This is a genomic window from Kitasatospora sp. NPDC028055, assembly GCF_040637885.1.
In the GTDB taxonomy this organism is placed as follows: domain Bacteria; phylum Actinomycetota; class Actinomycetes; order Streptomycetales; family Streptomycetaceae; genus Kitasatospora.
Genome location: NZ_JBEZXE010000030.1, coordinates 1 through 24,377 on the forward strand (window position 1 = coordinate 1; position 24,377 = coordinate 24,377).

Here is a 24,377-nt window from a genome sequence, read left to right on the forward strand (position 1 = left end):
CCCCACAGTCAGCCAACCCACCCAAATCAACAGGCACTTACTGTCCCACAACCACCCCAACCGACTTCGCCAGCAGAGTCGCCGGACCGACTTCCTGCGCAGCAGTCATGAGAAGGGCGGGCCCGCGTCACCTCGGACGCGGGCCCGCGCTTCGTCGCCGTGCAGCGCCCGTCAGGCCCCCGTGGCCCGCACGTACACGTCGGCCGCGCCGTGATGCTCGGAGGGGTGGGCCACCAAGAAGACCTGCCGCCCGGCCCGCCCCTCCGGCAGCAGCACCCCCTCGGCCGGCTCCTCGCCCGGCAGCGCGGCCTTGAGGTCCTCCGGCAGCCGTCCAGAGGCACCGGGCTGCGGCAGGTCGTATGTGTCGAGGAAGTCGTCGATGGTGGCGGAGTCGCCGCCACCGATCGCATAGTGCAGGTAGGCGACAGGCTTCCCGTCGGCGCTCCGGGACAGCACAGCGTCCGCCGGGACGTAGTACCGCCCCTTGCTGGGATGCTGCTCGTAGTACAGACCTGCGAGCTGCTCCGCGCGGTCGGCGTCGGTCAGAGTCGGATCGAGGCTCCGACGGAACTCGGCCACCCCCCACCAGACACACCCCAGGGTAATCAGCACGCACAACCCGAGAAGGCCGCCCAGGAGCCGACGCCTCCACGGTCGGCCATCGACACCTCCGGACGCCACATCAGAGCCTCCTGGTCCTGGCATTGCCGGCGCCCCCCATGTCGAACTCCCTGGCCAAACCGGTTCGGTGGAGCCGCTGGATGTCGGCGTCGGTCACCCGGCCCACGCCTGGCACCTCGGTGCTCCTCCCCGCCGCTACGGGAGCCGCTCCGGCTCCGATATGTATCCACCCACCCCGAGTCCTCCCCAAGTCCGGTGGCGGTCTTGGTTCTCACGCTAACGAGCGGGTGGTGGGCACCGCAGGCGAACGGGACGACTCGTGAACGTCGACGGCCCCACGGAGGTGTCCCGCAGCTGACCCGGGCCGTGGGGGCTGGCTCTGCCGTCGGCGAATCTGCGGCGGGCAGAGAGGAGGCGTCCGGGGCCGGTTCGGGGGTGAGAGTGGAGGGGACGGCAGCTCCGCCTCGACCAGGAGGACCAGATGACTCCATTCGCCACCGTGCTCGCGCCCCGCGCGGAGGACGGTGATACCCGGCCCGGCCCCTTCGACGACCACCTCGCCGCCCAACTGCTCGCCCAGCGCATCGTGTTGCTCGGCACCCAGGTCGACGACGTGTCGGCGAACCGGGTGTGCGCCCAGCTGCTGTTGCTGTCGGCGGAGGACCCGCGCAGCGACATCGGCCTGTACATCAACAGCCCCGGCGGGTCGGTGTCGGCCGGGCTGGCCGTCTACGACACCATGCGACTGATCCCCAACGACGTCTCGACGCTGGCGATGGGGTTCGCGGCGAGCATGGGGCAGTTCCTGCTCACCACGGGGGCGCGCGGCAAGCGCTTCGTGCTGCCGAACGCGCGGATCATGATGCACCAGCCGTCGGCGGGCATCGGCGGTACGACCGCGGACATCGAGATCCAGGCGGAGAACCTGCAGTACACCAAGCGCACCATCGAGCAGATCACCGCCGAGCACACCGGGCAGAGCGTGGAGACCATCGCCCGGGACGGTGACCGGGACCGCTGGTTCACGGCCGAACAGGCCAAGGAGTACGGGCTCGTGGACCGGGTGGTGGAGTCGGTCGCCGACATCCGCCCGGCCTCGTCCCGCCGACGGATGGGGTTGTGACATGGGGTCGTACACGGTTCCGTACGTGATCGAGCGGACCGCGCAGGGTGAGCGGTCCTACGACGTGTTCAGCCGGCTGCTGAACGAGCGGATCATCTTCCTCGGCACCGAGATCGACGACGGGGTCGCGAACGTGGTCATCGCGCAGCTCCTGCACCTGGAGTCGGAGAACCCGGAGCGCGAGATCTCGATCTACCTCAACTCGCCCGGGGGGTCGTTCACTTCGCTGATGGCGATCTACGACACGATGACCTTCGTGCAGGCGCCGATCTCCACGTTCTGCGTCGGGCAGGCGGCGTCGACGGCGGCGGTGCTGCTGGCCGGCGGGGATCCCGGGCGGCGGTTCGTGCTCCAGCACGCGCGGGTGCTGCTCGGCCAGCCGGCCAGCGGCGGGCAGCGCGGGACGGTCTCGGACCTCAGCCTCGCGGCCAAGGAGATGGTGCGCATCCGCGCGCAGGTGGAGGAGGTGCTGTCCCGGCACACCGGGCACGAGGTGGCGACGCTGCGGGCGGACATGGACCGGGACAAGGTGCTCAGTGCGGAGGAGGCGGTCGCGTACGGGCTGGCGGACGAGGTGCTGAGCCGGCGACTCGCGTTCAACTGAGCCCGGTCGGCGGCCGGTACTACGGGGGAGTACCGGCCGCCGGTGCGGTCAGGCCGCCATGCAGAGCCCGTCGTACTGCGCCGTGGGCGCGGTGCGGCCCTGGTTCACCCGGGCGTGGCTCACCCGGTCGTGGCCGACCCGGCTCCGGGTGTGCCGGACCAGTTCGTCCTGGGCCAGCGAGAGCAGGTCGCCGAGGCCGAGCCCCAGGGCCTTGGCGGCGGCGGCGAGCACCTCGGAGGAGGCCTCCTTGCGTCCGCGCTCCAGCTCCGACAGGTACGGCATCGAGATCCGGGCCGCCTCCGCGACGTCCTTCAACGTCCGCTCCTGGGCGATCCGTTCGCGCCGCAGTGCGTCGCCGACGAGGTCGCGCCACAGGGGCTCCTTCGGCGCGGGCCGCTGCGGGGTGTGCTCCGGCCGGGCGGCGCGGCCGGACTCGCCGCGGTTGGACTCACCGCGACTGGGCTCGCGGTGGCTGGACTCGCGGTGGCTGGACTCACCGCGGCCGGGCGGCGTGGCCGGTGGGCGCAGCGGGATGACGCGGGCTTCGTTCGGCGCATGAGTGCTCACCCCTCCAGCCTAGGGATCCCGGGCGCGGGGGGAAGGGGGCGGCATTCTGCCCTGGGTGAAGCCGGGTGGAGCCCGGGGGAAGCCGGCGGAGTCGGGCGGAGCCGGGTGGGACCAGGGCGTGCGTCAGCCGGGGAGGACCCGGCCGAGGTGGTAGCGGAGGACGGCGGTGGCGTCCTCCGCCGTCCGCTGGTCGAGCAGCACGCTGAGGCCGAGGCCGGCCGAGACCGCCAGCAGGACGACGGCCTCCTGGCGCGGGTCGGCCGCTCCGGCGGCGGTGAGCTGGGCGGTGAGGAAGGCCTCCATCTTGTCGGGGGCGGCGAGGAAGGGCTGTCCGCCGAGGGCCGGGTCGGTGACGGAGAGGACGGCGTACTCGGTGTAGATGAGGTGGAACGCGCGGCTCTCCTCGTCGGTGGGGACGGCTTCGAGCAGCACCGCCTCGATGACGGCGCGCGGGTCGGTTCCCGCGCCGCCGGCGCGGACGCGGTGCTGGACGCGCTCGCCCATCCGGGTGGCGAGGCGGGTCATGGCGGCGAGCAGCAGCTGCTCCTTGGTGTCGAAGTAGTACTGGACCAGCCGCACGGAGACGCCGGCCTCGGTCGCCACGGAGCGCATGGTGACGGAGTGGAGGCCGCTGCTCGCCGCCGAGCGGAGCAGGGCGTCGATGATGTGGGCCCGTCGCTCCTCGTGGTCCACCAGCTTTGGCATCGGGTTCCTTCCGGATGTTTTTGTGGTACAACCATACCACCAAACCGGGAGGGATCATGACCAGGACGAGCGTCGGGCACTTCACCAGTGAGGCGGCGAAGGCGAAGTTCCTCGAGGCGTACGACCGGGCGATGGAGCTGTGGCCCGGCCCGCGGCAGGAGTTCGACGTCGAGACCGGGTACGGCAGCGTGCACGTCCACCGCTACGGCGCGCGGACCGGCGAACCGATCGTGCTGCTGCACGGCCACGCCGGGCACCCGGCCAACTGGTACCCGCAGATCGCGGCACTGGGCGCGCACCACCCGGTGTACGCCGTCGACACCCTGGACGACCCCGGCCGCAGCGTGCAGCGCGCCGTCGCGCCCGGGTCGGCGGAGAACGCGGAATGGCTGGGGGAGGTGCTGGCGGGGCTCGGGCTGGCGCGGGTGCACCTGATGGGGGTCTCGTACGGCGGCTGGTTGGCGCTCAACCAGGCGATCCACGCGCCCGAGCGGCTCGCCTCCGTCGCCTCGCTGGACCCGGGCGGCATCGAGAAGGTCCCCGCGCGGTTCTACGCCCACATGATCGGCGGGCTGTTCGGCATGCTCGCGCCGCGGCCGCTGCGCCCCGCGGTCGGGCGGCTGCTGGCGAACCCGGCGCTCAGCGCGCCGCGCGAGATGATCGCCCCGCTGATGCTCGCGATGCGCAGCTACAAGCCGGGCAGCCGCCCGCCGGCCCGGCCGTTCACGGACGGGGAGTTGGAGTCGATCGGGCTGCCCGTGCTGGTGCTGGTGGGCCGGCGCAGTGCGCTGCTGCGGCCGCGCCAGGTGGTGGAGCGGGTGACGGCGCTGATCCCGGGCGTGCGGGCGGAGATCCTCGAACGGGCGGGCCACGGGCTCAACTTGGAGCAGCCCGAGGCGGTCAACGAGCGTTTGCTGGCCTTCGTCGGAGCCGCCCCGGAGCCGGTCGCGGAGTAGCTGCAGGGGCCGCCCGCTGCCGCGTCGCCGGTCTCAAGCCGCGCGTGACAGCGCCGTCGCCGCACGCGCTTCGTCGTAGCGGTGCAGCACCAGCCGGGCGACGGCCGGGTGGGTGCCGAGCGGGGCGGTCGTCCAGGCGGCCGCCGTGGTGGCCGCGCGGCGGGCGAAGAAGCCGGGCGAGAGCAGGTAGCCGGCCAGCGCGACCCCGGGGTGGCCGGCGGCGCGGAGGGCGGCGACGGCCTGCTGTGGCGTGGGGGTGGCGGCGGACAGGTACGCGGGGGTGACCGGGCGGCCGAGGCGGCCGGCGAGCAGCCCGGCCATCCGCTCGGTGTCGGCGAGGGCGGCGGGGTCGGAGGAGCCGGCCCCGGCCAGGACCACGGGGGCCCCGGGCGGGGCGCCGCCCTCGGCGAGGCGGTCGGCGAGGCGGTCGGCGATGGCCTCGGCGAGCAGCGGGTGGGGCCGAGGGCCGGGGCGAGCCGGGCGCGGGGGAGGCGGGCGGCGGCGAGCGCCTCCGGGAGGTCGACCCGGACGTGGTAGCCGGTGCCGAGCAGCAGCGGGACCAGGACGGTCTCCGTGCCGCGCAGCCGGGACAGCGCCTCGGCGGGCGAGGGGCGGGCGAGGTCCAGGAAGCAGCAGTGGACGGTCAGTTCGGGCCTGAGCAAGCGGACCAGGCGCAGCAGGGCGCAGGTCGAGGCGGCGGCCGCCCGGTCGCGGCTGCCGTGCCCGACCGCGAGCAGCACCGGTGGCATCAGCCCGCCGCCAGCCGGTAGCCCCGCTTGGGGACGATGCGGATCAGGGCGGCGTGCGGCCCGAGCGCGGCCCGCAGCCGGCCGACCGCCGCCGCGACGGCGTGCTCGTCGGCGGCCGCGTCCGGCCAGGCGGCGCGCAGCAGTTCGGCGCGGCTAAGCACCCGGCCGGGGCGTTCGGCCAGGGTCCGGAGCACGGCGGCGCCGCGCGGGCTGAGCCAGTGGCTCTCGCCGTCGCCTGCGCGGCCGGCGTCGGCGGCGGCAACTTCGCCTCCTCGATGGCCGGACGGCGGCGCTGATCGGCCTGGCGGGCGCGGTCGGGGCCTTCGGCGGGGTGCTGGTGAACCTGGCCTTCCGGCAATCCTTCCTGAGCAGCCACAACGGGGACGCCGCATACCTCGGCTTCCTGGTGGCGTACCTGCTGTGCTCGGCGCTGACCTGGGCGGTGTGGCTGCGGCGGCGGTGAGGGGCCGGGGCGGGTCCGCGCCGCCGCCGGGTCGTTCGTACGACGATCGGACGACCCGGCGCGCGGACCCGCTGACCGGCGGTTAGCGTCGGCCGAACCACGCCCCACACCCCCGGAGGTTGCAGTGCAGCGGTGGATCGTCCTGACGGTACTGACCTCGGCCCTCGTCGGCCTCGCCGCCCCGGCCCAGGCCTCCGCTCCGGTGGCGGCCCCGGCCGAGGACGCGGCCACGACCTCCGTCACCCTCGGTGACGTCGTGATCGACCCGAAGATCCCCAGCCGGGCCCGGGTCGACGTCAGCTACCTGTGCTCGGTCGCCGACGAGGCCCGCTCGCTCACCGTCTCGGTCGAACAGCAGGACCCGGAGGACTCCTCCTCCAAGGCCTTCGGCTCCAGCCGCACCCCGGAGGCCGACATCGTCTGCGACGGCACCGTCCAGCAGCGGCAACTGCTCGTCCAGTCCAAGACCGTCAACTGGATCCCCGGTGCGGACGCCGTCCTCATCGCCACCGTCTCCAACATCGGCTCCACCCCGTCCGCCGCCGCCGACTCCCGCCGGGTGAAACTCGCCGTCGGCTGATTGCCCTACGCTCGTTGCCCTGCACGTGAGGGAGGGCACGAGTGGTCAGCGAAACGTCGAACTCGATGAGCGGCGTCGTCGTCGGCGGGTCGGCCGTGCAGGCCGACACCATCCAGAACCTGTACCTGGGCGCGGCGCCGCTCGGCCCCACGGACGCCGACGACCCGTGGGTACGGTGCGCGGCGCAGTCCCGGGCCTGGCGACACGTCAGGCCCGACCGCGACGCGGAACCGTACCGGCGCGTCGCCCTGGACGCGGTACGGGAGCTGGCCCGACTGCGCGACGGGACGGTGCTCGCCGACGACCCCTGGCAGGACCCGGGCATCGCCGTCCGTTTCGCCGAACGGCTCGGCTGGCTGCTCGGCGACGAGTCCCTGGACCTGTACCCGGCCGAGGCGGCACTGCTGGTCGTGGTGCCGTTCCTGTACCGGGTCCGCTCCCTGCAGCTCGCCGCCGCGCGGGCCGCCGTCCGCCCGACCGACCTCCAGCCGTGCGCCGAACCCGACGCGGACCGGGCGGCCTACGAGCAGTTCATCGAATCCCACGACCTGCTCGTGCACCGTGCCCGCCGGGGCGCCGCGTCCCCTCTCAGCTGGTGGCTCTTCCACCGCTGGCTCGACCAACACGAGGACCTTGCCGACCCGGACGGCGTCCGTACGCTCCTCGACGAGCTGCCGATGTTCGCCGAGCAGCTCGGTGAGACCTTCTCCTTGAAGCGCGTCTGCGCCTTTCTGCACGGTCTCCGCCGAGGTCCCGACGTCGGCAACCGCGACTACCTCGCCGGCCTGCGCGAGGACGACCACCTGAGGGCTCCGGGCGAACAGCACGTCCGCGAGCCCAGGTTGGCGCTGCTGCTGGCCCTGGCGTACGGCACCGCCATCGAGATGACGGCGCTGCCCGAGATCGTTGCCGAACACCTGGGCATCCCGCACGAGGTCGACCTCGGGGAGCTGCGCCGCACCCTCGACGAGGCAGTGTGGGGTGGCTCCTACGACCTGCCCGTCCTACGGGCCGAGTGCCACCACGAGGCCGTGGTCGAAGGCCTGCGCGAATACACCGCCCGGGCCGACGAGTTGCTCCACACCGTCCGCCGGGTTCTCAAGGACCACCCCCTACCCACCCGCCTCACCTCCGACGAAGCCGCCCCGGCGAGCGGCGCCTTCACCGGCTGGGCGAGATTCCGCCTCGACGAACGACGGGTGCGCAGCCTGCTGATGGGCGTCGAGCTCTACCGCGACCGGGACCTGGCCGTTCGGGAGCTCTACCAGAACGCCCTGGACGCCTGCCGCTACCGCCGCGCCCGCACGCAGTTTCTGGACCGCACCAACCCGTTGGCGACCTACACCTACGAAGGTCGCATCGAGTTCCGCCAGGGCGTCGACGAGAACGGCCGGGCCTACCTGGAGTGCCAGGACAACGGGGTGGGGATGGGAGAGGCGGAGCTGCGGGGAGTCTTCTCCAACGCGGGGGCGCGATTCGCCGAGCAACTCGACTTCAAACTCGAACGGGCGGAGTGGCGGAAGGCCGACCCACCCGTCGAGCTCTACCCCAACAGCCGTTTCGGCATTGGTGTGTTGAGCTACTTCATGCTCGCCGACGAGATCCAGGTCACCACCTGCCGCATGGACGCCACCGGCCGCCTCGGCCCGCTCCTCGACGTTTCCATCTACGGCCCAAGCCACCTCTTCCGCATCGCCGAACGGTCGGCGCAGGGACGCACACCCGGCACCACCGTCCGCATGTACTTGAGGGATGACATCGAGCTAGCCGAGTCGTGGTCCGTCCTGGACGTCCTAGAACGCCTCCTGGGCATCGCGGAGTTCCCCACGACCGTCGCCCACGGAGAGCGCGAGGCCGCTTGGGAAGCGGGCGTGCTCGGGCCCCGGGTGCGTCCGGAGCGGGAGGCTTTCGGGCTCGATGCGGCCGGACCCCTGGTTCCGTGGCAGGATGCCCCGGACGGTGCGCAGGTGGTCTGGTGCGGGCGGGGCGGGGCCGTGCTCGTGGACGGGCTGGTCGTCGAGCCGGAGGTATCCCGCGGGGTTCTGACGGCCAAGAGCCGCGGTCTCTTCGGTGCGGTGGTGAACCTGTCCGGCCGCTTCGCGCCGAGGAAGCTCTCGGTGGATCGACGCCGAGTCATCGACGACGTGTCCGGGACGGTTGCCGAACTGCTGGCCGGAGCCGCAGGGGTTCTCGTGTGCTCCGATTCGGGGCTGTTCGAGATCGACTGGATCGGCCGGGTCACGGACGAGTGCGCCCAGGTCGCCGATCTGGTGGTCATGGAGGCCGTACGGCAGGGATGTGTCCGGCGGTGGAACGAGTTGACGTTCGATCTCAGGCGGACCGGATGCTTTCCGGCCGACCTTGACTTCCTCGTGCAGGTGGGTGTGGGTGGTCGCCTGGGCGAGCGGAGGGACATCCCGGACTACGTGTTGCTCTGGAGGCTACTGGCCCACGACTGGCCGGAGCTGCGGACACACTTCGGAGATCTCTGCGAGGAATTTCCGGCCGCCGTTGACGTGCGGGTGGCGATGCCCAGCGATCTGGTCGTCCTTGCCCCGTTCGAGTCCCACGGTGTGCGGCTCAACTGGAGGTCCTACCTGACCGACGCGTTGCTCTCGCGGGCGGCGGCCAAGCTCGGTATGACGGTCGAGGAAGCAGAGTTGCGAGCCCGCCGGCTCGGATTGGCAGGTCGGGACGAGTGTCAGCGCGCGCCCGGTAGCGTCACGTGGGAGAGCGCCGCTGCCGCCGACCGGTTCCGGACGGCAGCCTCGGCATCGAAGGTGATTCCTGAGGAGTTGCAGGCCGATCCGGTGTTCCGCGCCGGGATCAGTTTGCCCTGGCCGAGTTATACCCCGTTCGAGGACGTGGACTATCCGGAATGGGTCAGGCTGTCCCGGTTGAGCGACGTGGCGTTCGAGGCCGACGGGTCAATTCCACCTGGCCACTTGGCTCGGGCGAGCCGAGCGCTGGGGATGCCCGTCCCTGAGGTTTGCGCAGCTTTCGCACGACACAGGATCGGTACCGATCCGACGGGACTCCCGGACTTTCCCTCAGAGGAGGATGTCAGGTTCCTCAGCTGCCGCCTGGACGGTTCCGGCGACTGGCTCAAGCGCTCGGACGCGGTGCCGGTCGGGTGGGTCCTGCGAGCGGCGGGGCAGGGAGCGTGCACGGTCGGAGAGGTGGTGTCGCGGCTGACGGACCTGGGTTTCACCGTCGATGAGTTGCCCGGGGACGCCCGGGCCGAGGACGCAGCCCTGTTCGAACGATGGAATTCCGACCGGATTCGACCCGAGAACGGTGTGCCTTATCGGCACATCTTCGACCTGGTGGAACACGACGCGTTCACCTTTCGGGAGGTGGTCGATCGGTACCGGGCGTACGGCTTCGAGTGCACCCTGTCGGTGCCGGACGTGCTCGCGCCGATGGACCTCCGGCTGTTCACGAACTACGGAGCGATCGATTGGGCGGAGATCACCACAGCGCAGGTGGTGCCGTTCACCAGCCTGATTCAAGCGGCACCCGTGCTCGGTCGGGATCCCGAGGAACTCGCTCGCCATCTCAAGTCCCGCGGCATTCCGGTGTCCTGTGAGGCCCTTCCGGCGGGGCTGGCCCCGACTTATGCGCAGGAACTGGTCCGTGTTTTCGCGAGGACGGGCGATTCCGACACGTCGCTGGATGCGCTGATCCGAGCGGCGCAGCAGCTGCGCACGCCCGCCTGGCAGATCCATGCCTGGCTGCAGGAGTGGGGCGTCGACATCCCCGATCTCGCCGAGACTGTCCGTGCTGCGCTGGCCCGGGTGCCGATGGCGGAGTCCTCGTAGCGGCCGAGTCCACCCCTGAGCAGGGCTGCGTGCTGGCCGCTGCCGCGCCGGAGTATGTGGGGTATGCGCCGGCGCATGCGGGGCGGCGGGTCTGAGGAATGCCAAGGTCCTGGCGGGGCCTGGTAAGGGGGAGTTAAAATCCGCGCCCGCCGGGGGAGTTGCCAGGGGGGTGGTCGTGGGGTGATCGGCCCTGGTGGGGTGTGGTGCGGGTCTGTTCGGCCCCCGGGGGTGTCGCTGCCGGGCCCCGGGTGGGGGACCTTGTGCGCGACCATCAGTGAAATATCATATGGCGCATTGCACAGCGCTCGGCCCGGAGTGAGGCCCGGTTCCCCGTCCGCCCGGACCGCGTGTGCGTCCCGCCCTCCCCCCCCACGTCTCGAGAGACGGAACCCGACCCGTGTTCAGATTCCGATCCCGCACGCCCAGCGGCGCCCGCCGCCCGGTCCGCGCCCCGCGGACCGCCCTGGTGGCGCTCGCCGCCGCCCTGGCCGGTGCCGCGCTCAGCAGTCCGCTGTCCGCGATGGCCGACTCCCATGCGCCGCAGGCCGCCACCGTCGTCGCCCAGCCCGGCACCCCGAGGGCGGACAAGGCCGTCGCCCCGAAGAAGTCCGGCCCGCGTCGGGTCGGGGCCGCGAAGGCCGGCCCGGTGGGCACCACGACGAAGGCGCCGCAGCTGGTGGACGGCGCCGACCCGGGCACCGGCGGCAAGGACGGCGACGGCAGCGTCGCCAACGAGTACGACCTCCAGGTCACCTACAAGGGCGGCCAGGAGTCGACCGGTGTGGTGATCGGCGCGCCCAAGGTGTACCTGGTGCTGTGGGGTTCCCAGTGGGGCACCCCGTCGACGAACGCGACCGGCGACACCGTGGTGACCGGCGACCCGGACCAGGCCGCGCCCTACCAGCAGGACTTCTTCAAGGGCCTGGGCAGCCAGGGCGACGGCTGGAGCGCCGTGCTGACCCAGTACTGCGAGGGCATCGCCGCCGGCTCCGTGCAGTGCCCGGCCGGGGCCGCGCACATCCCGTACCCGCAGCAGGGCAGCGTGCTGGCGGGCGTCTGGGTGGACAACGCCGCGCCCGCTCCGCAGGCGGCGACCGAGCCGCAGCTCGGGGCGGAGGCGCTGGCCGCGGCCAAACACTTCGGCAACCTGACCGAGGCGCAGAACCGCAACGTGCAGTACGTCATCGACTCGCCGCAGGGCACCGACCCGGACAAGTGGAAGGAGCTGGGCTACTGCGCCTGGCACGACTTCCAGCGCTCCCCGTACGGCCAACTCGCCTACACCAACATGCCGTACCTGACGGACGTGGCCGGCTGCGGCACCAACTGGTTCGGCGAGAACACCCCGCGGGGCCGGCTGGACGGCTACGGGATCATCGGCGGCCACGAGTACGCGGAGACGGTGAGCGACCCGAACACCCCGGGCGGCTGGACGGACGCCACCGGTCAGGAGATCGGTGACAAGTGCGCCTGGATCCCGAAGGGCGCCAACGGCGGGCTGTTCTTCGAGGACCTGGCGACCGGCAGCTTCCCGTTGCAGACGCTGTGGTCCAACACCGACCACCTGTGCATGGCCTCGGACCCGATCGTGGCCTCCCCGCCGGTCTCGGTGAGCACCATGTGCGACCGTACGGACAGGGCCGGCCAGCCGCTGTCCATCCCGGCGGTGGGCGTCTCCGGCACCGGCTCGGCCCTCACCTACAGCGCGACCGGGCTGCCGCGGGGGCTGGCCATCGACCCGCACAGCGGGGTGATCGCCGGCACCGCCGCCGCGACCAACGGCTACCAGCGGATCGACGTGACGGCGACGGACGCGGCGGGCAAGGCGGCGTCCACCGGCTTCTGGGAGAACATCAGCGCCGCCGGCGGTTCCGGCTGCGGCTCGATCGAGCAGCTCACCGACGCCGGGTTCGAGAACGGCTCGGCCGACGTCAACCACACCGTGATGACGGACGCGTGGAGCCCGTCGGGGTACAACATCATCACCCCGTCCAGCCTGCACGCGCCGCACTCCGGCTCCTGGTACGCCTGGCTGGGCCAGAACACCGGGACGGACGACTCCATCACCACCTACCTGAACACCTACCCGGGCTACGGACAGGCGAGCTTCTCGTTCTGGCTGGACGTGGAGTCGAGCAACACCTCCGCCGCCGCGCCCGACACCCTGTCGCTGGTGGCGGTCGACCAGTACACCGGCCAGCCGCTCGGCACGGTGAAGACCTGGAGCAGCCGGAACCCGACCAACGGCTACCAGTACCAGTCGGTGGACCTCTCCTCGGTGATCGGCCAGGTCGGCTGGGGGACCACCATCGGTCTCAAGCTGGTCTCCCACGAGGCCGGGACGAGCCCGACCACGGCGTTCCTGGTCGACGACGCCTCGGGCCGGGAGAGCTGATCCCGTACCCGAACGTCCGCCCCGGTACCGCGTGTTGCGGTGCCGGGGCTTCGCCGCTACCACGCCGCCGCTGCCTCCGGCTCTCACGCCCCCGGCAGCGGTGGTTCGGTGTGGGGGCGGGCGGCGTCGACCAGCAACTGGACGGCCTCGACCGGCAGGGCCAGCCGGCGGGCGATCCAGGGGGCGGTGCGGCCGGCCCGGGCGAGCATCCAGGCGGAGTACAACTGGCCGAGCTGCGGGGCGTGTTCGGCGAGCAGGAGTGGGCGGACGGCCTCCATCGGGAAGCCTTCGAGCGCCCGGGCGCTGTACTCGCGCCCGTTGGGGCCGGGCGGGGGCAGCGGGAGCGGACGGCGGGCTTCGAGCCAGCGGCTGAACAGGACCGCGCCGACGACCAGCAGGCCGGAACAGGAGGCGCCGATCAGGATGCCGCCGATGACGGGGCGGTCCTCCTCCTCGGCGAGGCCGAGGGCGATCTCCTCCAGGACGAGCAGCCCGAGGACGGCGGCCAGGACGGCCGCCTCACGGGGGTCCGGGAGGAGCCTGGACGTCGTCATGGGGTACCTCTTCCTCGGCGGGGGGTGCGGAGGGCGGGGGCGGGCGCGGCGGATCACCTTCCGTACAACGGTGGCGAGCGGCTCGGGGTACGCCCGGACGGCCAGGTGGTGAAGGACTGCGCACGGAGTTGACGCCGCGTCAGCAGTTCATCCCTGGAAGGGAGTTCTGCCGGAGGCGGACCCGCGGGTACGGGGCCGGGAGTGGGCCCGGGCGCGGGTGCCGCGCGGGCGGGGGCCCACCGGGGTGCGGTCCGCGTGTCTCGCCTCCTTCCGGTCGGGCGCGCCAGGGCGGTGCGGACGTCGACGGGTACAGGAGTCCACCTTCGGACCTGCCGACAGCATAGCCCGGCCATGCCGACATCGACAGGCTTGTCGAAGTTGACAGTCGAGGTTGACAGACGAAGTTGGCATGCGGAGCGGCCAACTCCCCTCCGGTCCACGGCCGGACGGGCCGCGCCCGGCTTGGAGGATCGACCAGCGGCGGGCCGGTCGGAATGGTGCCCGGGACCACTCGTGACGCCCGCCCGCCGACGGCTTCAATCGCCCTACCGAACGAACGGAACCGGCCGAGGACGGAGGGGCGACATGGATCTGAACACGGTGGCCGAACTGCGGGACGCCCGGCTCGGCGGCCCCTGGCGGACCGGCGACGCCTGGCTCGGCGGCGGGACGTACCTGTTCTCCGAGCCGCAGCCGCACATCCGCCGCCTGATCGACCTCGGCCGGATGGGCTGGGAGCCGCTCACCCGCACCCCGGACGGCGGCCTGGAGATCGCCGCGACCTGCACCGTCGCCCGGCTCTCCCGGTACGGCCGCCAGGAGGCGGACTGGACGGCCGCGCCGCTGGTCGAGCAGTGCTGCCGGGCCTTCCTGGCCTCCTGGAAGATCTGGAACACGGCCACCGTCGGCGGCAACCTCTGCAACGGCCTGCCGGCCGGCCCGATGATCTCGCTCACCGCCGCGCTGGACGGCGTCTGCCTGCTGCGCGCCCCCTCCGGCGAGTACCGGAAGGTCCCGGTGGCGGAGTTCGTCACCGGCTCCGGCCGCAAGGACCTGCGGACCGGCGAACTGCTGCGCTCGATCACCCTGCCGGCCCGCGCGCTGGCGAGCCGCACGGCCTTCCGCCAGGCCTCGCTGTACGGGCTGGGCCGCTCCGCCGCACTGCTGGTCGGCACCCTGGACCCGGTGGACGGCTCGCTGACCCTCACCGTCACCGCCTCCACCGTCCGCCCGTTCCGGTTCTGGTTCCCGCCCGCACCCAGTGCGGCGGCCGTCGAGGAGGCGATCCGGGACGGCATCCGGCCGGAGGACTACTTCGACGACATCCACGGGCTGCCCGCCTGGCGGCGGCACCTGACCTTCCACTTCGCCGAGCAGATCCGGCGCGAGCTGGGTTCCCCGAGCTGAGCCCCGCAGCCCCGGCCGTGGCCCCCGTCCCCCGGCCCCGGCCCCCGTACCGAGCTTCCGTACCGAGCTTCCAGACCCCCACCCAGGAGGCAGCGCGATGAGCTTCGCGATGCACGTCAACGGCCGCCCCACCGGGGTCGAGCCGCGCCCCGGCCAGTGCCTGCGCACCTACCTGCGCGAGCGCGGCTGGTTCGGCGTGAAGAAGGGCTGCGACGCGGGCGACTGCGGCGCCTGCACCGTGCAGGTCGACGGCGCCCCGGTGCACAGCTGCCTCTACCCGGCGGCCCGGGCCGAGGGCCGGTCCGTCACCACGGTGGAGGGGCTGGCCGGACCGGACGGCGAACTGCACCCGATGCAGCAGCGCTTCCTGGACGCCCAGGGCTTCCAGTGCGGCTTCTGCACGGCCGGCTTCCTGATGACCACCAGCGCCCTGGACGAGGAACAACTCACCGACCTGCCACGCTCGTTGAAGGGCAACCTGTGCCGCTGCACGGGCTACCGGGCGATCGAGGACGCGATCAACGGCGTCCGCCACACCGAGGAGCCCGACCCCGGCCACGCCGTCGGCCGCAACCTCGGCGCCCCGGCCGGCCCGCAGGTGGTCACCGGCACCGCCCGCTACACCTTCGACGTCGAGGTGCCCGGCCTGCTGCACATGAAGCTGCTGCGCTCCCCGCACCCGCACGCCCGGATCCTCGCCATCGACACGGCGGCCGCCCTGCGCGTGCCCGGCGTGCACCTGGTGCTCACCCACCACGACGCGCCCGAGCGGCTCTACTCCTCGGCCCGGCACGAGCACCCGACCGAGGACCCGGACGACACCCGGGTGCTGGACGACGTGGTGCGCTTCGTCGGCCAGCGGGTGGCCGCCGTGGTCGCGGACAGCGAGGCGGCCGCCGAGGAGGGCTGCCGCCGGATCGTCGTCGAGTACCAGCAACTCCCGTACGTGCTCGACCCGGAGGAGGCGATGGCGCCCGGCGCGCCGGTGCTGCACCCCAAGGGGCCGGAGTCCCGGATCGCCCGCCCGGAGAACAACGTCTGCGGCGAGGCCCACGGCGAACTCGGCAGCGTGGAACAGGGGTTCGCCGAGGCGGACGTGGTGTACGAGGAGACCTTCCGGACCCAGCGGGTCCAGCACGCCAGCCTGGAGACCCACGGCTGCGTCGTGACCTTCGAGCCGGCCGGGCAACCCGGGGAAGCCGGGCAACTCGGGGAAGCAGGCGAGGCCGGAGGGGGTGCGGGGGAGGAGCGGATCGTGGTCCGTTCCTCCACCCAGGTGCCCTTTCTCACCCGGCGCGCCCTGTGCGCCCTGTACGACCTGCCGATGGAGAAGGTCCGGGTGGTGGCCGGCCGGGTCGGCGGGGGCTTCGGCGGCAAGCAGGAGATGCTCACCGAGGACATCGCGGTGCTCGCGGCGATGCGGCTGCACCGGCCGGTGAAGCTGGAGTTCACCCGCGCCGAGCAGTTCCACGGCGCCACCACCCGGCACCCGTTCCTGATCACCGTCAAGCTCGGCGCCAAGCGGGACGGCACCCTGACGGCGATCCGGTTCCGGGTGGTGTCCAACACCGGCGCGTACGGCAACCACGGTCCGGCGGTGATGTTCCACAGCGTCGGTGAGTCGATGGGCGTCTACCGGGCGCCGAACAAGAAGGTGGAGGCGTACTCCGTCTACACCAACGGCGTGCCGGCCGGGGCCTTCCGCGGCTACGGCCTCGGGCAGGTCACCTTCGCCGTGGAGTCCGCGATGGACGAGCTCGCCCGGCGCCTCGGCATCGACCCGCTCGTCCTGCGCGAGAAGAACATCATCGGCCCCGGCGAGCACATGGAGGGACCGCTCGGCGAGGAGGAGGACCTCCACATCGCCAGCTACGGCCTCGACCAGTGCCTCGGCGTCGTCCGGGAGGCCCTCGCGAACGACACCAGCGCCGAACTCGCCCCCGAGGGCTGGCTGGTGGGCCAGGGCTTCGCGATGGCGGCCATCGCCTGCGGCCCGCCCGGCGGGCACATCGCCGACGCCACGGTGCGGCTGCTGGAGGACGGCGGGTACGACATCGCCGTGGGCACCGCCGAGTTCGGCAACGGCACCACCACCGTGCACCGGCAGATCGCCGCCGGGGCCCTGGGCACCACCGTGGACCGGATCACCGTCCGGCAGTCCGACACCGACGTGGTCCGGCACGACACCGGTGCCTTCGGCTCGGCCGGCACGGTGGTCGCGGGCAAGGCGGTGATGCAGGCCGCCAACGCCCTCGCCGAGCGCCTCCTCACCTTCACCGCCGAGTACGCCCGCACCCCGCGCAGCCTGCTGCGGCTCGGTGCCGACGCGGTCGAGTGCCACGGGCGGACGATCACCCTCAAGGAGGTCTTCGAGGCCGCCCGGGGCAAGGGCGTCGAGCTCGCCGCCGACGGCCACTTCGGCGGCTCGCCGCGCTCCATCGCCTTCAACTCGCAGTGGTTCCGGATCGCCGTCGACCCGGACACCGGGGAGATCCGGATCCTGCGCAGCGTGCACGGCGCCGACGCCGGGCGGGTGATGAACCCGATGCAGTGCCGCGGCCAGGTCGAGGGCGGGGTCGCCCAGGCGCTCGGCGCGACCCTGTTCGAACGGGTGCTGCTGGACGAGCACGGCGAGGTCACCACCGCGGCCTTCCGCCGCTACCGGCTCCCGGCGTACGCGGACGTGCCGCGCACCGAGGTGCACTTCAGCACCACCTCGGACGCGATCGGCCCGCTCGGCGCCAAGTCGATGAGCGAGAGCCCGTTCAACCCGGTCGCCCCGGCCTTCGCCAACGCGCTGCGCGACGCCACCGGCATCCGCTTCACCGACCCGCCGTTCCTGCGCGACCAGGTCTGGCAGGCGCTGGCCGAGCGGCGGGGGAGCCACTACTCCGAGTGATGGGGCCGAGTGACGGGGGCGCGTTCCCCGCCCGGTGGTCCACAGTGGTGGGGGAGGCCGGGACGGATGGGACTCACCAGTCACAAACTGCTGGCGCTGGCCGCGCTGCTCGCGGTGGCCACGGTGCTCGGCACGCTCTGGGTCTGGCCCAGGCTCGCCGTCCGCAGCTGGCCCGCGATGTTCCTGCGGCTCGGCACCATCGCCGTCACCCAGGTGGCGCTGCTCGCCACGCTCGGGCTCGCCGTCAACGACTACTTCGTCTTCTACAGCAGCTGGTCCGACCTGCTGGGGCGAGAGCACGGCGCCGGCGTCATCCAGGGCGCCTCCCCGGGAGCGCCGGGCACCCCGGGAGCGCCGAGCACCCCGGGCGCCACCGCCACCCCGGGCACCCCGGGTGGCAGGCCGGCCGGGGTGCAGGTGCTCGGCACGGCGGAGATCACCGGCGCTGGCCCGGGCAGCCACGACCCGGCCCGGATCGGGCGCCTGGACAAGGTCCGGCTGCCCGGCGGCACCACCGGGCTGAGCACCGACGGCTACGTCTACCTGCCGCCCCAGTACTTCCAGCCCGGCAACGAGGGCCGGCACTTCCCGGCGGTCCTGGTGATGACCGGGTTCCCCGGGGACGCCACCAACCTGGTCACCAAGCTCCGCTACCCGGCCACCGAACTCGACCTGCTCGGCAAGGGCGCCATGAAGCCGACCGTCCTGGTGCTGATGCGCCCCTCGCCGAGCATGCCCCGGGACAGCGAGTGCGAGGACGTCCCGAAGGGCCCGCAGGCGCAGACCTACTTCACCACCGACGTGCCCGCCGACCTGCGGGCGAGCTACCGGGTGCTCGGGGGCGGGGGCGGGAGTGGGGGCGGGAGTGGGGGCGGGAGTTCGGGCGGCCTGGGCGTGATGGGCGACTCCACCGGCGGCTACTGCGCCGTCAAGCTCGGTATGGTGCACCCGGGCACCTTCCCGGCGGCGGTCTCGCTCTCCGGCTACTTCAAGGCGGCGGAGGACATCACCACCGGCGACCTCTTCGGCGGCAGCCAGCAGCGCCGCAACGAGGCCGACCTGAACTGGCGCCTCGCCCACCTGCCGTTGCCCGCGCTGTCGGTGCTGCTCGCCGACAGCAAGGAGGACGGCAGCACCTACGCCGACTCCAGCGCCTTCGCGGCGGCGGCCCGTCCCCCGCTGGTGGTGGCCCAGGAGACGGTCGACAGCGGCGGGCACAACTTCACCACCTGGGACCGGCTGATCCCGCCCGCGCTCGGCTGGCTCAGCGCGCGCCTGCCGGACCCGTCCTGAGGGCGTGGAGAGGACGGCTGGCACCCGCCGCCCCGGCGGGGTGCGCCGGGGCGGCGGGGCGTTCTCGGGTCCCTCGGGTTCGTCGGCGGTTCCTCAGCGGCTCGTCGACCGGGCCGAGCCGGGCTGGGCCAGGCCGGGCCCGAAGGCCCTCGCCCGGGCCGCTACCGCGCCAGCAGCGGCAGCGGCGCCCCGGTGCGGGCGGTCAGCTCCAGCCGGGTCAGCAGCGCCGACGGCGAGACCTCGACCACCCGGCAGCCCGCCCGGTGCCGGCAGTACCGGGCGACGGAGCTGCCGCGCAGCAGGTCGAAGCGGCGCCGGGTGGCGGCACCGAGGACGAGCAGGTCGTCCGGTCCGCTGACGGCGGCGGCCAGGGCGGGCCCCGGTTCGGCGTTCACCACCACCGGGTGGATCACCAGGCCGGACGGGTAGCCGCCGTAGGCCTGCTCGAAGGCGACGTCCAGCCGCCGGCGGGCGGCGTGCTCCAGTTCGGACAGCGGGCGCAGCCCGTCCCGGTCGCCGACCGTCCAGGCGGCGACGGGCACCAGCACGGCCTCGTGCCGGGCCGCCTCCCCGACGGCGTGGTAGAGGGCGGCCAGACTGCTCAGCGATCCGCTCAGGCCGACGATCACCCGGGTGGTGCCGGTCGTGGTGCCGGTGATGGTGCCGGTGGTGGTGTCGGTCGTGGTGCCGGTCATGGCGGTTCGCCTCCGTCTCTCCGGTAGTGCACTCCGGTCGGGTTGTGCCGGTGAGGTGCTCCTTGCTTCGGATGCCTCCAGTGAACCCCGGAACCGTGCCGTCCGGCCCGGCGCTGACACCGCCATGACGCCGGTCGCACACATCTTGACGGCCTCCTGACAGCCGTGGGGTTCAGCCCAGGCCCGGGACGAACTCGATCAGCAGGTCGATCGCCTTGATGCCGAGGAACGGCAGCACCAGCCCGCCCAGTCCGTACACCCGCAGGTTGCGCCGGAGCAGGTCGGTCGCGGAGGCGGGCTGGTAGCGCACGCCGCGCAGGGCGAGCGGGATCAGGGCGACGATGATCAGCGCGTTGAAGATGATCGCGGAGGTGATCGCCGACTGCGGGCTGTGCAGGCCCATGATGTTGAGGTGGTGCAGCCCGGGGTAGGCGTGGGCGAACATCGCGGGGATGATCGCGAAGAACTTGGCCACGTCGTTGGTGATCGAGAAGGTGGTCAACGCGCCCCGGGTGATGAGGAGTTGCTTGCCGACCCGGACGATGTCGATCAGCTTCGCCGGGTTGGAGTCGAGGTCGACCATGTTGCCGGCCTCCTTGGCGGCCGGGGTGCCGGAGTTCATCGCGACACCGACGTCGGCCTGGGCGAGGGCGGGGGCGTCGTTGGTGCCGTCGCCGGTCATCGCGACCATGTTCCCGGCGGCCTGTTCGCGCTTGAGGTGGGCGAGCTTGTCCTCGGGGGTGGCCTCGGCGAGGAAGTCGTCCACCCCGGCCTCCTCGGCGATCGCCCGGGCGGTCAGCGGGTTGTCGCCGGTGACCATGACGGTGCGGATGCCCATCCGGCGCAGTTCGGCGAAGCGCTCGGCGATGCCCTCCTTGATCACGTCCTTGAGCTCGACCACGCCGAGCGCCCGGGCGCCGTGCCGGTCGTGCACGGCGACCAGCAGCGGGGTGCCGCCGGCCGCGGCGATCCGGTCGACCAGGGGCTTCGCCTCCATCGGCATCCGTCCGCCGGAGTCCACCACCCAGCGGGCGACGGCCGCGGCCGCGCCCTTGCGGATCAGGCAGCCGGAGCCGTCCGGCCAGCTGAGGTCGACGCCGCTCATCCTGCTGTGCGCGGTGAACGGGACGGGCCGCTGCTCGCCCAGTTCGCCGGGGGTCCGCGGCGGCACCCAGTACTGACGATTCGTCAGTTCCACCAGGGAGCGGCCCTCCGGGGTCTCGTCCGCGACGGAGGCCAACTGGGCCGCCTCGGCGAGCTGTTCGGTGGTCGCGCCGGGCAGCGGGTGCAGGGCGACGGCCCGGCGGTTGCCGTGGGTGATGGTGCCGGTCTTGTCGAGCAGCAGCACGTCCACGTCGCCCGCGGCCTCGACGGCGCGGCCGGACAGGGCGATCACGTTGCGCTGGACGAGCCGGTCCATTCCGGCGATGCCGATCGCGGACAGCAGGGCGCCGATGGTGGTCGGGATCAGCGCGACCATCAGCGCCACCAGCACGACGGTGGTCTGCGGGGCGTGGGCGTAGATGGCCATCGGCTGGAGCGAGACCACGGACAGCACGAAGACGATGGTGAGCGAGGCCAGCAGGATGTTGAGGGCGATCTCGTTCGGCGTCTTCTGCCGGTTCGCGCCCTCGACCAGGGCGATCATCCGGTCCACGAAGCTCTGCCCGGGGCGCGAGGTGACCCGGACGACCAGGTGGTCGGAGAGCACCTTCGTCCCGCCGGTGACGGCCGTGCGGTCGCCGCCGGACTCCCGGATGACGGGCGCGGACTCGCCGGTGATCGCGGACTCGTCCACCGTGGCGACGCCCTCGACCACCTCGCCGTCCTGCGGGATCACCTCCCCGGCCGGCACCAGCACGATGTCGTGCAGCATCAACTCCTCGGCGGGGAGCACCTCGTGGCGGTGGTCGCGGATGCCGACCCGCCAGTGCAGCAGCCGTCGGGCGGTGGTGGCCGCCTGGGCGCGGCGCAGGTAGGCGGCCTGGGCCTTGCCCCGGCTCTCGGCCACGGCCTCGGCGAGGTTGGCGAACAGCACGGTCAGCCACAGCCAGAAGGAGATCAGCCAGGCGAAGACGCTCGGGTGGATGACGGCGCTGATGGTGGTGAGCGCCGAGCCGGTCTCGACCACGAGCATCACCGGGTTGCGCAGCATGGTGCGCGGATGCAGCTTGCGTACGGCGGCGGGCAGTGCCTCGGCCAGTTGCTGCCGGGTGATCAGCTGCCGTCGGCCCTTGGCGGTCGACGGGCGGTGGCTCGGGTGCGGGGGCTCCGGCGCGGCGGGCTGCGGTGCGGCGGGCTCCGGGCGGCGGAACCAGTTCTGCCGCCCGGGGCCGGTGTCCGGGCCGGTGCCCGGGGTGGTGCCGGGTGTGGTGCCGGGTGTGGTGTCCGGTGGGGTGAGGGCCGAACGGCGCATCGTCTCGGGGGACCTTCCGGGGCGCCCCGAAGCTGCGGGGCGGCGTGCTCGGGGGCGACGGGGACGGGCCACAGCCCACCATCGGAGTCCGCCGCGCCATGCGGGCCTTGACGCAGGCTTGGCGGCGAAGCGGCCGTCCTTGACGCTTCCCTGACATTGTGAGCGCCCGGCCTGCGCCTGGCCCCTGACCTGCGCGAACAGCCGTTCGGAAGACGGGAATCCCGGGCACGTCAGGGAGTCGTCAAGGTACGCCCCCGATGCGTAGGCCGTGCGTCAAGGCCGGGTGCGAACGGTGCCCGGAGGGTCTCCACTGGATGCGGGCCGCCGGACGACGGCCCCCGCCGCAGACCCGAGGAGCCCGCCGTGACCACCGCCACCGCCGTCATCGACGTCGACCGGCCGCTGGGGCGCACCATCCGCCTGGTGCCCGCCGTCGACCACCAGGACCACCAGGACCGGCAGGACCGGCCCGAGCCGCCCTCACCCGCGCCGAGCGCCGACGACCGGGCGCGCACCCGCCCGGCGCACTGCCGCTTCGCCGTGCACTACGAGGACTAGGCCAGCACGGCCTAGCCGAGCCGCCCTTCCCGACCACCCGTAGGAGTAGCCGCCATGACCCAGCTGATCGCCCCGCCGGTTCCGACCCCCGCCCCCGCCGACGCGCTCGGCGGCCCCTGGCCCGCCTCGGCGCGGCCCGGCCCGGGCGGTGAGGTGCTGGTCGGCGGCGTCGGACTGGCGGAGGCGGCCGAACGGTTCGGCACCCCGTTGTACGTCCTGGACGAGGGCGAGGTGCGCGGCCGCGCCCGGGCCTACCGGCGGGCGCTGCCGCACGCCGAGGTGCTGTACGCGGGCAAGGCCTTCCTGTGCAGCGCGATGGCCGACTGGGTCGCCGAGGAGGGCCTCGGCCTGGACGTCTGCTCCTCCGGTGAACTGTGGCTGGCCGTCTCGGCCGGCTTCCCGGCCCAGCGCATCCTGCTGCACGGCAACGCCAAGTCCCCGGAGGAACTGCGGCTGGCCCGGCGGCTGCGGGTCGGGCGGATCGTGATCGACGGCCCGGCGGAGATCGCCCGGCTGGCCGCGCTGGTCGCCGCCGACACCCCGCAGCGGGTGCTGGTCCGGGTCGTCCCCGGGATCGCGGCCGGGCACCACGCGGCCGTGCGGACCGGCGTCGGCGGCCAGAAGTTCGGCTTCCCGATCGAGGGCGGCGACGCGGCCGACGCCATCGCCCGGGTGCTCGACCAGCCCGGCCTCGAACTGGCCGGACTGCACTGCCACTTGGGCTCGCAGATCACCGAGCTGGAACCCTTCCTCCAGGCCGTGGACGCCCTGGTGGGCCTGCTCGCCGAGGTGCGGGAGCGGCACGGCGTCGAACTGGCCGAACTGGACCTCGGCGGCGGCCACGGCATCAAGTACCTGCCGGGGGAAGCCGAGTTCGACCTCGCCGAGTTCGCCGTCCGGGTCACCGACCGGCTCGCGGTCCGCTGCGCCGAGGCCCGGCTGGAGGTGCCCCGGCTGATCGTCGAGCCGGGTCGCGCCATCGTCGGACCGGCGGCGGTGGCCGTCTACCGGGTGCTCTCCGTCAAGCACCTGGCGGACGGCCGCACCTTCGTGGCCGTCGACGGCGGCATGAGCGACAACCCGCGCCCCGCCCTGTACGGATCCCCCTACAGCGTCCGCCTGGTGGGCCGCCGTTCCGACGCCGGTGCGGCCCGGGTGGACGTCGTCGGCCGCCACTGCGAGGCCGGGGACGTCCTGGTGCGCGACGCCGTCCTGCCCGCCGACCTGCGCCCCGGCGACCTGCTCGCCGTCCCCGCGGCCGGCGCCTACCAGCTCTCGATGGCCTCCGGCTACAACCTGGTCGGCCGCCCCGCCGTGGCCGCCGTCAAGGACGGCCGCGCCCGGCTGTTGATCCGCCGCGAGACGGTCGAGGACTTCCGACTGCGCGAGGTGGGGCGCTGAGACCTTCGCTCCACCCGTTCATTCATCCGTTCGGGTGGATTGACGTGTCTCCGTCCGGGACGACTGCCGGCCGCGGTCAAGACTGTCGCGACGCGCCGCTGGGGCGCGTCGCGACAGAAGGGGTCCGCCATGCCGGGCTGGAGCTACACGAACCAGGGTCTGCCGTCGGATCCGCTGCGGATCGACTCCGTCTCGGTCACGCCGGATCCGCTGAAGCCGGGGAGCGCCGCCACGCTCCGGATCGGCGGGACGGTGCAGCGGGAGATCAAGGACGGCGCCTACTTCGACCTGACCATCAAGCTCGGCCTGGTCAAGCTCCTCCAACGCAGGTTCGACCTCTTCGAGGAGCTGCGCGGAGGCGGCTCGGAGGCCCTGAGGCTGAGTTGCGACACCAGCGACGGGAAGGGCCCCGTCCCGGTGGGCGGCACGGTGCTGACCGCCGTCATCGACCTCCCCGGGGACGTCCCGCGCGGGAAGTTCAAGCTCCAGGTCCGCGCCTGCACCGTCGACGATGACGACCTGGCGGCCCTGGACCTCGACGTCGACCTCATGCCCACCCGGTAGGTCCGA

The 24,377-nt window shown here is 72.9% G+C and carries 19 protein-coding genes and 3 pseudogenes; 13 read left to right on the forward strand and 9 right to left on the reverse strand.

Features of this window, described 5'->3' with window-relative positions; genetic code table 11:
* Positions 1–171 precede the first annotated feature (171 nt).
* Positions 172–579 carry a hypothetical protein gene (locus tag AB0F71_RS25750; protein ID WP_360238506.1) on the reverse strand — a complete coding sequence of 136 codons (408 nt, stop codon included), beginning with the start codon at positions 577–579 and terminating at the stop codon, positions 172–174.
* 523 nt (positions 580–1,102) lie between these two features.
* On the opposite strand from AB0F71_RS25750, the gene AB0F71_RS25755 reads away from it, so the two are divergent.
* Positions 1,103–1,744, forward strand: a complete 642-nt coding sequence (locus tag AB0F71_RS25755) for an ATP-dependent Clp protease proteolytic subunit (RefSeq protein ID WP_360238508.1) — start codon at positions 1,103–1,105, stop codon at positions 1,742–1,744.
* 1 nt (position 1,745) lies between these two features.
* Complete coding sequence (locus AB0F71_RS25760) at positions 1,746–2,348, forward strand: ATP-dependent Clp protease proteolytic subunit (RefSeq protein WP_360238510.1); 603 nt, start codon at positions 1,746–1,748, stop codon at positions 2,346–2,348.
* A 48-nt stretch (positions 2,349–2,396) separates the two neighbouring features.
* On the opposite strand, the gene AB0F71_RS25765 is transcribed toward AB0F71_RS25760, so the two are convergent.
* Both AB0F71_RS25765 and AB0F71_RS25770 read right to left on the reverse strand, forming a co-directional pair.
* Positions 2,397–2,915, reverse strand: a complete 519-nt coding sequence (locus AB0F71_RS25765) for a helix-turn-helix transcriptional regulator (RefSeq protein WP_360238512.1) — start codon at positions 2,913–2,915, stop codon at positions 2,397–2,399.
* Between the two features lie 123 nt (positions 2,916–3,038).
* Complete coding sequence (locus AB0F71_RS25770; RefSeq protein WP_360238514.1) at positions 3,039–3,620, reverse strand: TetR family transcriptional regulator; 582 nt, start codon at positions 3,618–3,620, stop codon at positions 3,039–3,041.
* A 56-nt stretch (positions 3,621–3,676) separates the two neighbouring features.
* Here AB0F71_RS25770 and AB0F71_RS25775 point away from each other — a divergent pair, with 56 nt between their 5' ends.
* The gene (locus AB0F71_RS25775) at positions 3,677–4,576 is read left to right on the forward strand and encodes an alpha/beta fold hydrolase (protein WP_360238516.1); all 900 of its coding nucleotides are present in this window, start codon (positions 3,677–3,679) and stop codon (positions 4,574–4,576) included.
* A 33-nt stretch (positions 4,577–4,609) separates the two neighbouring features.
* Here the strand turns inward: AB0F71_RS25775 and AB0F71_RS25780 are convergent, their stop codons facing one another.
* The 3 genes and pseudogenes from AB0F71_RS25780 to AB0F71_RS25790 form a co-directional block, all read right to left on the reverse strand.
* Complete coding sequence (locus AB0F71_RS25780; RefSeq protein WP_360238518.1) at positions 4,610–4,954, reverse strand: CbiX/SirB N-terminal domain-containing protein; 345 nt, start codon at positions 4,952–4,954, stop codon at positions 4,610–4,612.
* 137 nt (positions 4,955–5,091) lie between these two features.
* A pseudogene (locus AB0F71_RS25785) lies at positions 5,092–5,325 on the reverse strand (CbiX/SirB N-terminal domain-containing protein); the annotation flags it as partial.
* Positions 5,325–5,540 (reverse strand): annotated as a pseudogene (locus tag AB0F71_RS25790) (winged helix-turn-helix domain-containing protein); the annotation flags it as partial. The pseudogenes AB0F71_RS25785 and AB0F71_RS25790, both read right to left, overlap by 1 nt.
* A 74-nt stretch (positions 5,541–5,614) precedes the next feature.
* Between AB0F71_RS25790 and AB0F71_RS25795 the strand changes: the two are divergent.
* From AB0F71_RS25795 to AB0F71_RS25810, 4 genes and pseudogenes are all read left to right on the forward strand, one after another.
* Positions 5,615–5,788: pseudogene (locus tag AB0F71_RS25795) on the forward strand (MFS transporter); the annotation flags it as partial.
* Between the two features lie 124 nt (positions 5,789–5,912).
* Entirely contained in the window at positions 5,913–6,368 is a 456-nt protein-coding gene (locus AB0F71_RS25800; RefSeq protein ID WP_360238520.1) for a hypothetical protein, read from the forward strand.
* Positions 6,369–6,409: 41 nt separating this feature from the next.
* Positions 6,410–10,189 carry an ATP-binding protein gene (locus tag AB0F71_RS25805; protein ID WP_360238522.1) on the forward strand — a complete coding sequence of 1,260 codons (3,780 nt, stop codon included), beginning with the start codon at positions 6,410–6,412 and terminating at the stop codon, positions 10,187–10,189.
* A gap of 397 nt (positions 10,190–10,586) precedes the next feature.
* Positions 10,587–12,584 (forward strand): Ig domain-containing protein, encoded by a 1,998-nt coding sequence (locus AB0F71_RS25810; RefSeq protein ID WP_360238524.1) that lies wholly within the window; start codon positions 10,587–10,589, stop codon positions 12,582–12,584.
* An 83-nt stretch (positions 12,585–12,667) separates the two neighbouring features.
* Here the strand turns inward: AB0F71_RS25810 and AB0F71_RS25815 are convergent, their stop codons facing one another.
* Complete coding sequence (locus AB0F71_RS25815; RefSeq protein WP_360238526.1) at positions 12,668–13,138, reverse strand: hypothetical protein; 471 nt, start codon at positions 13,136–13,138, stop codon at positions 12,668–12,670.
* A 585-nt stretch (positions 13,139–13,723) separates the two neighbouring features.
* Between AB0F71_RS25815 and AB0F71_RS25820 the strand changes: the two genes are divergently transcribed.
* The 3 genes from AB0F71_RS25820 (at position 13,724) to AB0F71_RS25830 (ending at position 18,737) form a co-directional block, all read left to right on the forward strand.
* The gene (locus AB0F71_RS25820) at positions 13,724–14,545 is read left to right on the forward strand and encodes an FAD binding domain-containing protein (protein WP_360238528.1); all 822 of its coding nucleotides are present in this window, start codon (positions 13,724–13,726) and stop codon (positions 14,543–14,545) included.
* 97 nt (positions 14,546–14,642) lie between these two features.
* The gene (locus AB0F71_RS25825; RefSeq protein WP_360238530.1) at positions 14,643–17,444 is read left to right on the forward strand and encodes a molybdopterin-dependent oxidoreductase; all 2,802 of its coding nucleotides are present in this window, start codon (positions 14,643–14,645) and stop codon (positions 17,442–17,444) included.
* Positions 17,445–17,510: 66 nt separating this feature from the next.
* Entirely contained in the window at positions 17,511–18,737 is a 1,227-nt protein-coding gene (locus tag AB0F71_RS25830; protein ID WP_360238532.1) for an alpha/beta hydrolase-fold protein, read from the forward strand.
* Between the two features lie 161 nt (positions 18,738–18,898).
* Here AB0F71_RS25830 and AB0F71_RS25835 read toward each other — a convergent pair whose 3' ends face one another.
* Both AB0F71_RS25835 and kdpB read right to left on the reverse strand, forming a co-directional pair.
* Positions 18,899–19,432 (reverse strand): universal stress protein, encoded by a 534-nt coding sequence (locus AB0F71_RS25835; protein ID WP_360238534.1) that lies wholly within the window; start codon positions 19,430–19,432, stop codon positions 18,899–18,901.
* 172 nt (positions 19,433–19,604) lie between these two features.
* The gene (kdpB, locus tag AB0F71_RS25840) at positions 19,605–21,848 is read right to left on the reverse strand and encodes a potassium-transporting ATPase subunit KdpB (protein WP_360238536.1); all 2,244 of its coding nucleotides are present in this window, start codon (positions 21,846–21,848) and stop codon (positions 19,605–19,607) included.
* 363 nt (positions 21,849–22,211) lie between these two features.
* Here kdpB and AB0F71_RS25845 point away from each other — a divergent pair, with 363 nt between their 5' ends.
* From AB0F71_RS25845 to AB0F71_RS25855, 3 genes are all read left to right on the forward strand, one after another.
* Entirely contained in the window at positions 22,212–22,406 is a 195-nt protein-coding gene (locus AB0F71_RS25845; protein WP_360238538.1) for a hypothetical protein, read from the forward strand.
* A 54-nt stretch (positions 22,407–22,460) separates the two neighbouring features.
* Positions 22,461–23,807, forward strand: coding sequence for a diaminopimelate decarboxylase (gene lysA, locus AB0F71_RS25850; RefSeq protein ID WP_360238540.1), 1,347 nt, complete (start codon positions 22,461–22,463; stop codon positions 23,805–23,807).
* 129 nt (positions 23,808–23,936) lie between these two features.
* Positions 23,937–24,371, forward strand: coding sequence for an ML domain-containing protein (locus AB0F71_RS25855; protein ID WP_360238542.1), 435 nt, complete (start codon positions 23,937–23,939; stop codon positions 24,369–24,371).
* The last annotated feature ends 6 nt before the right edge of the window (positions 24,372–24,377 follow it).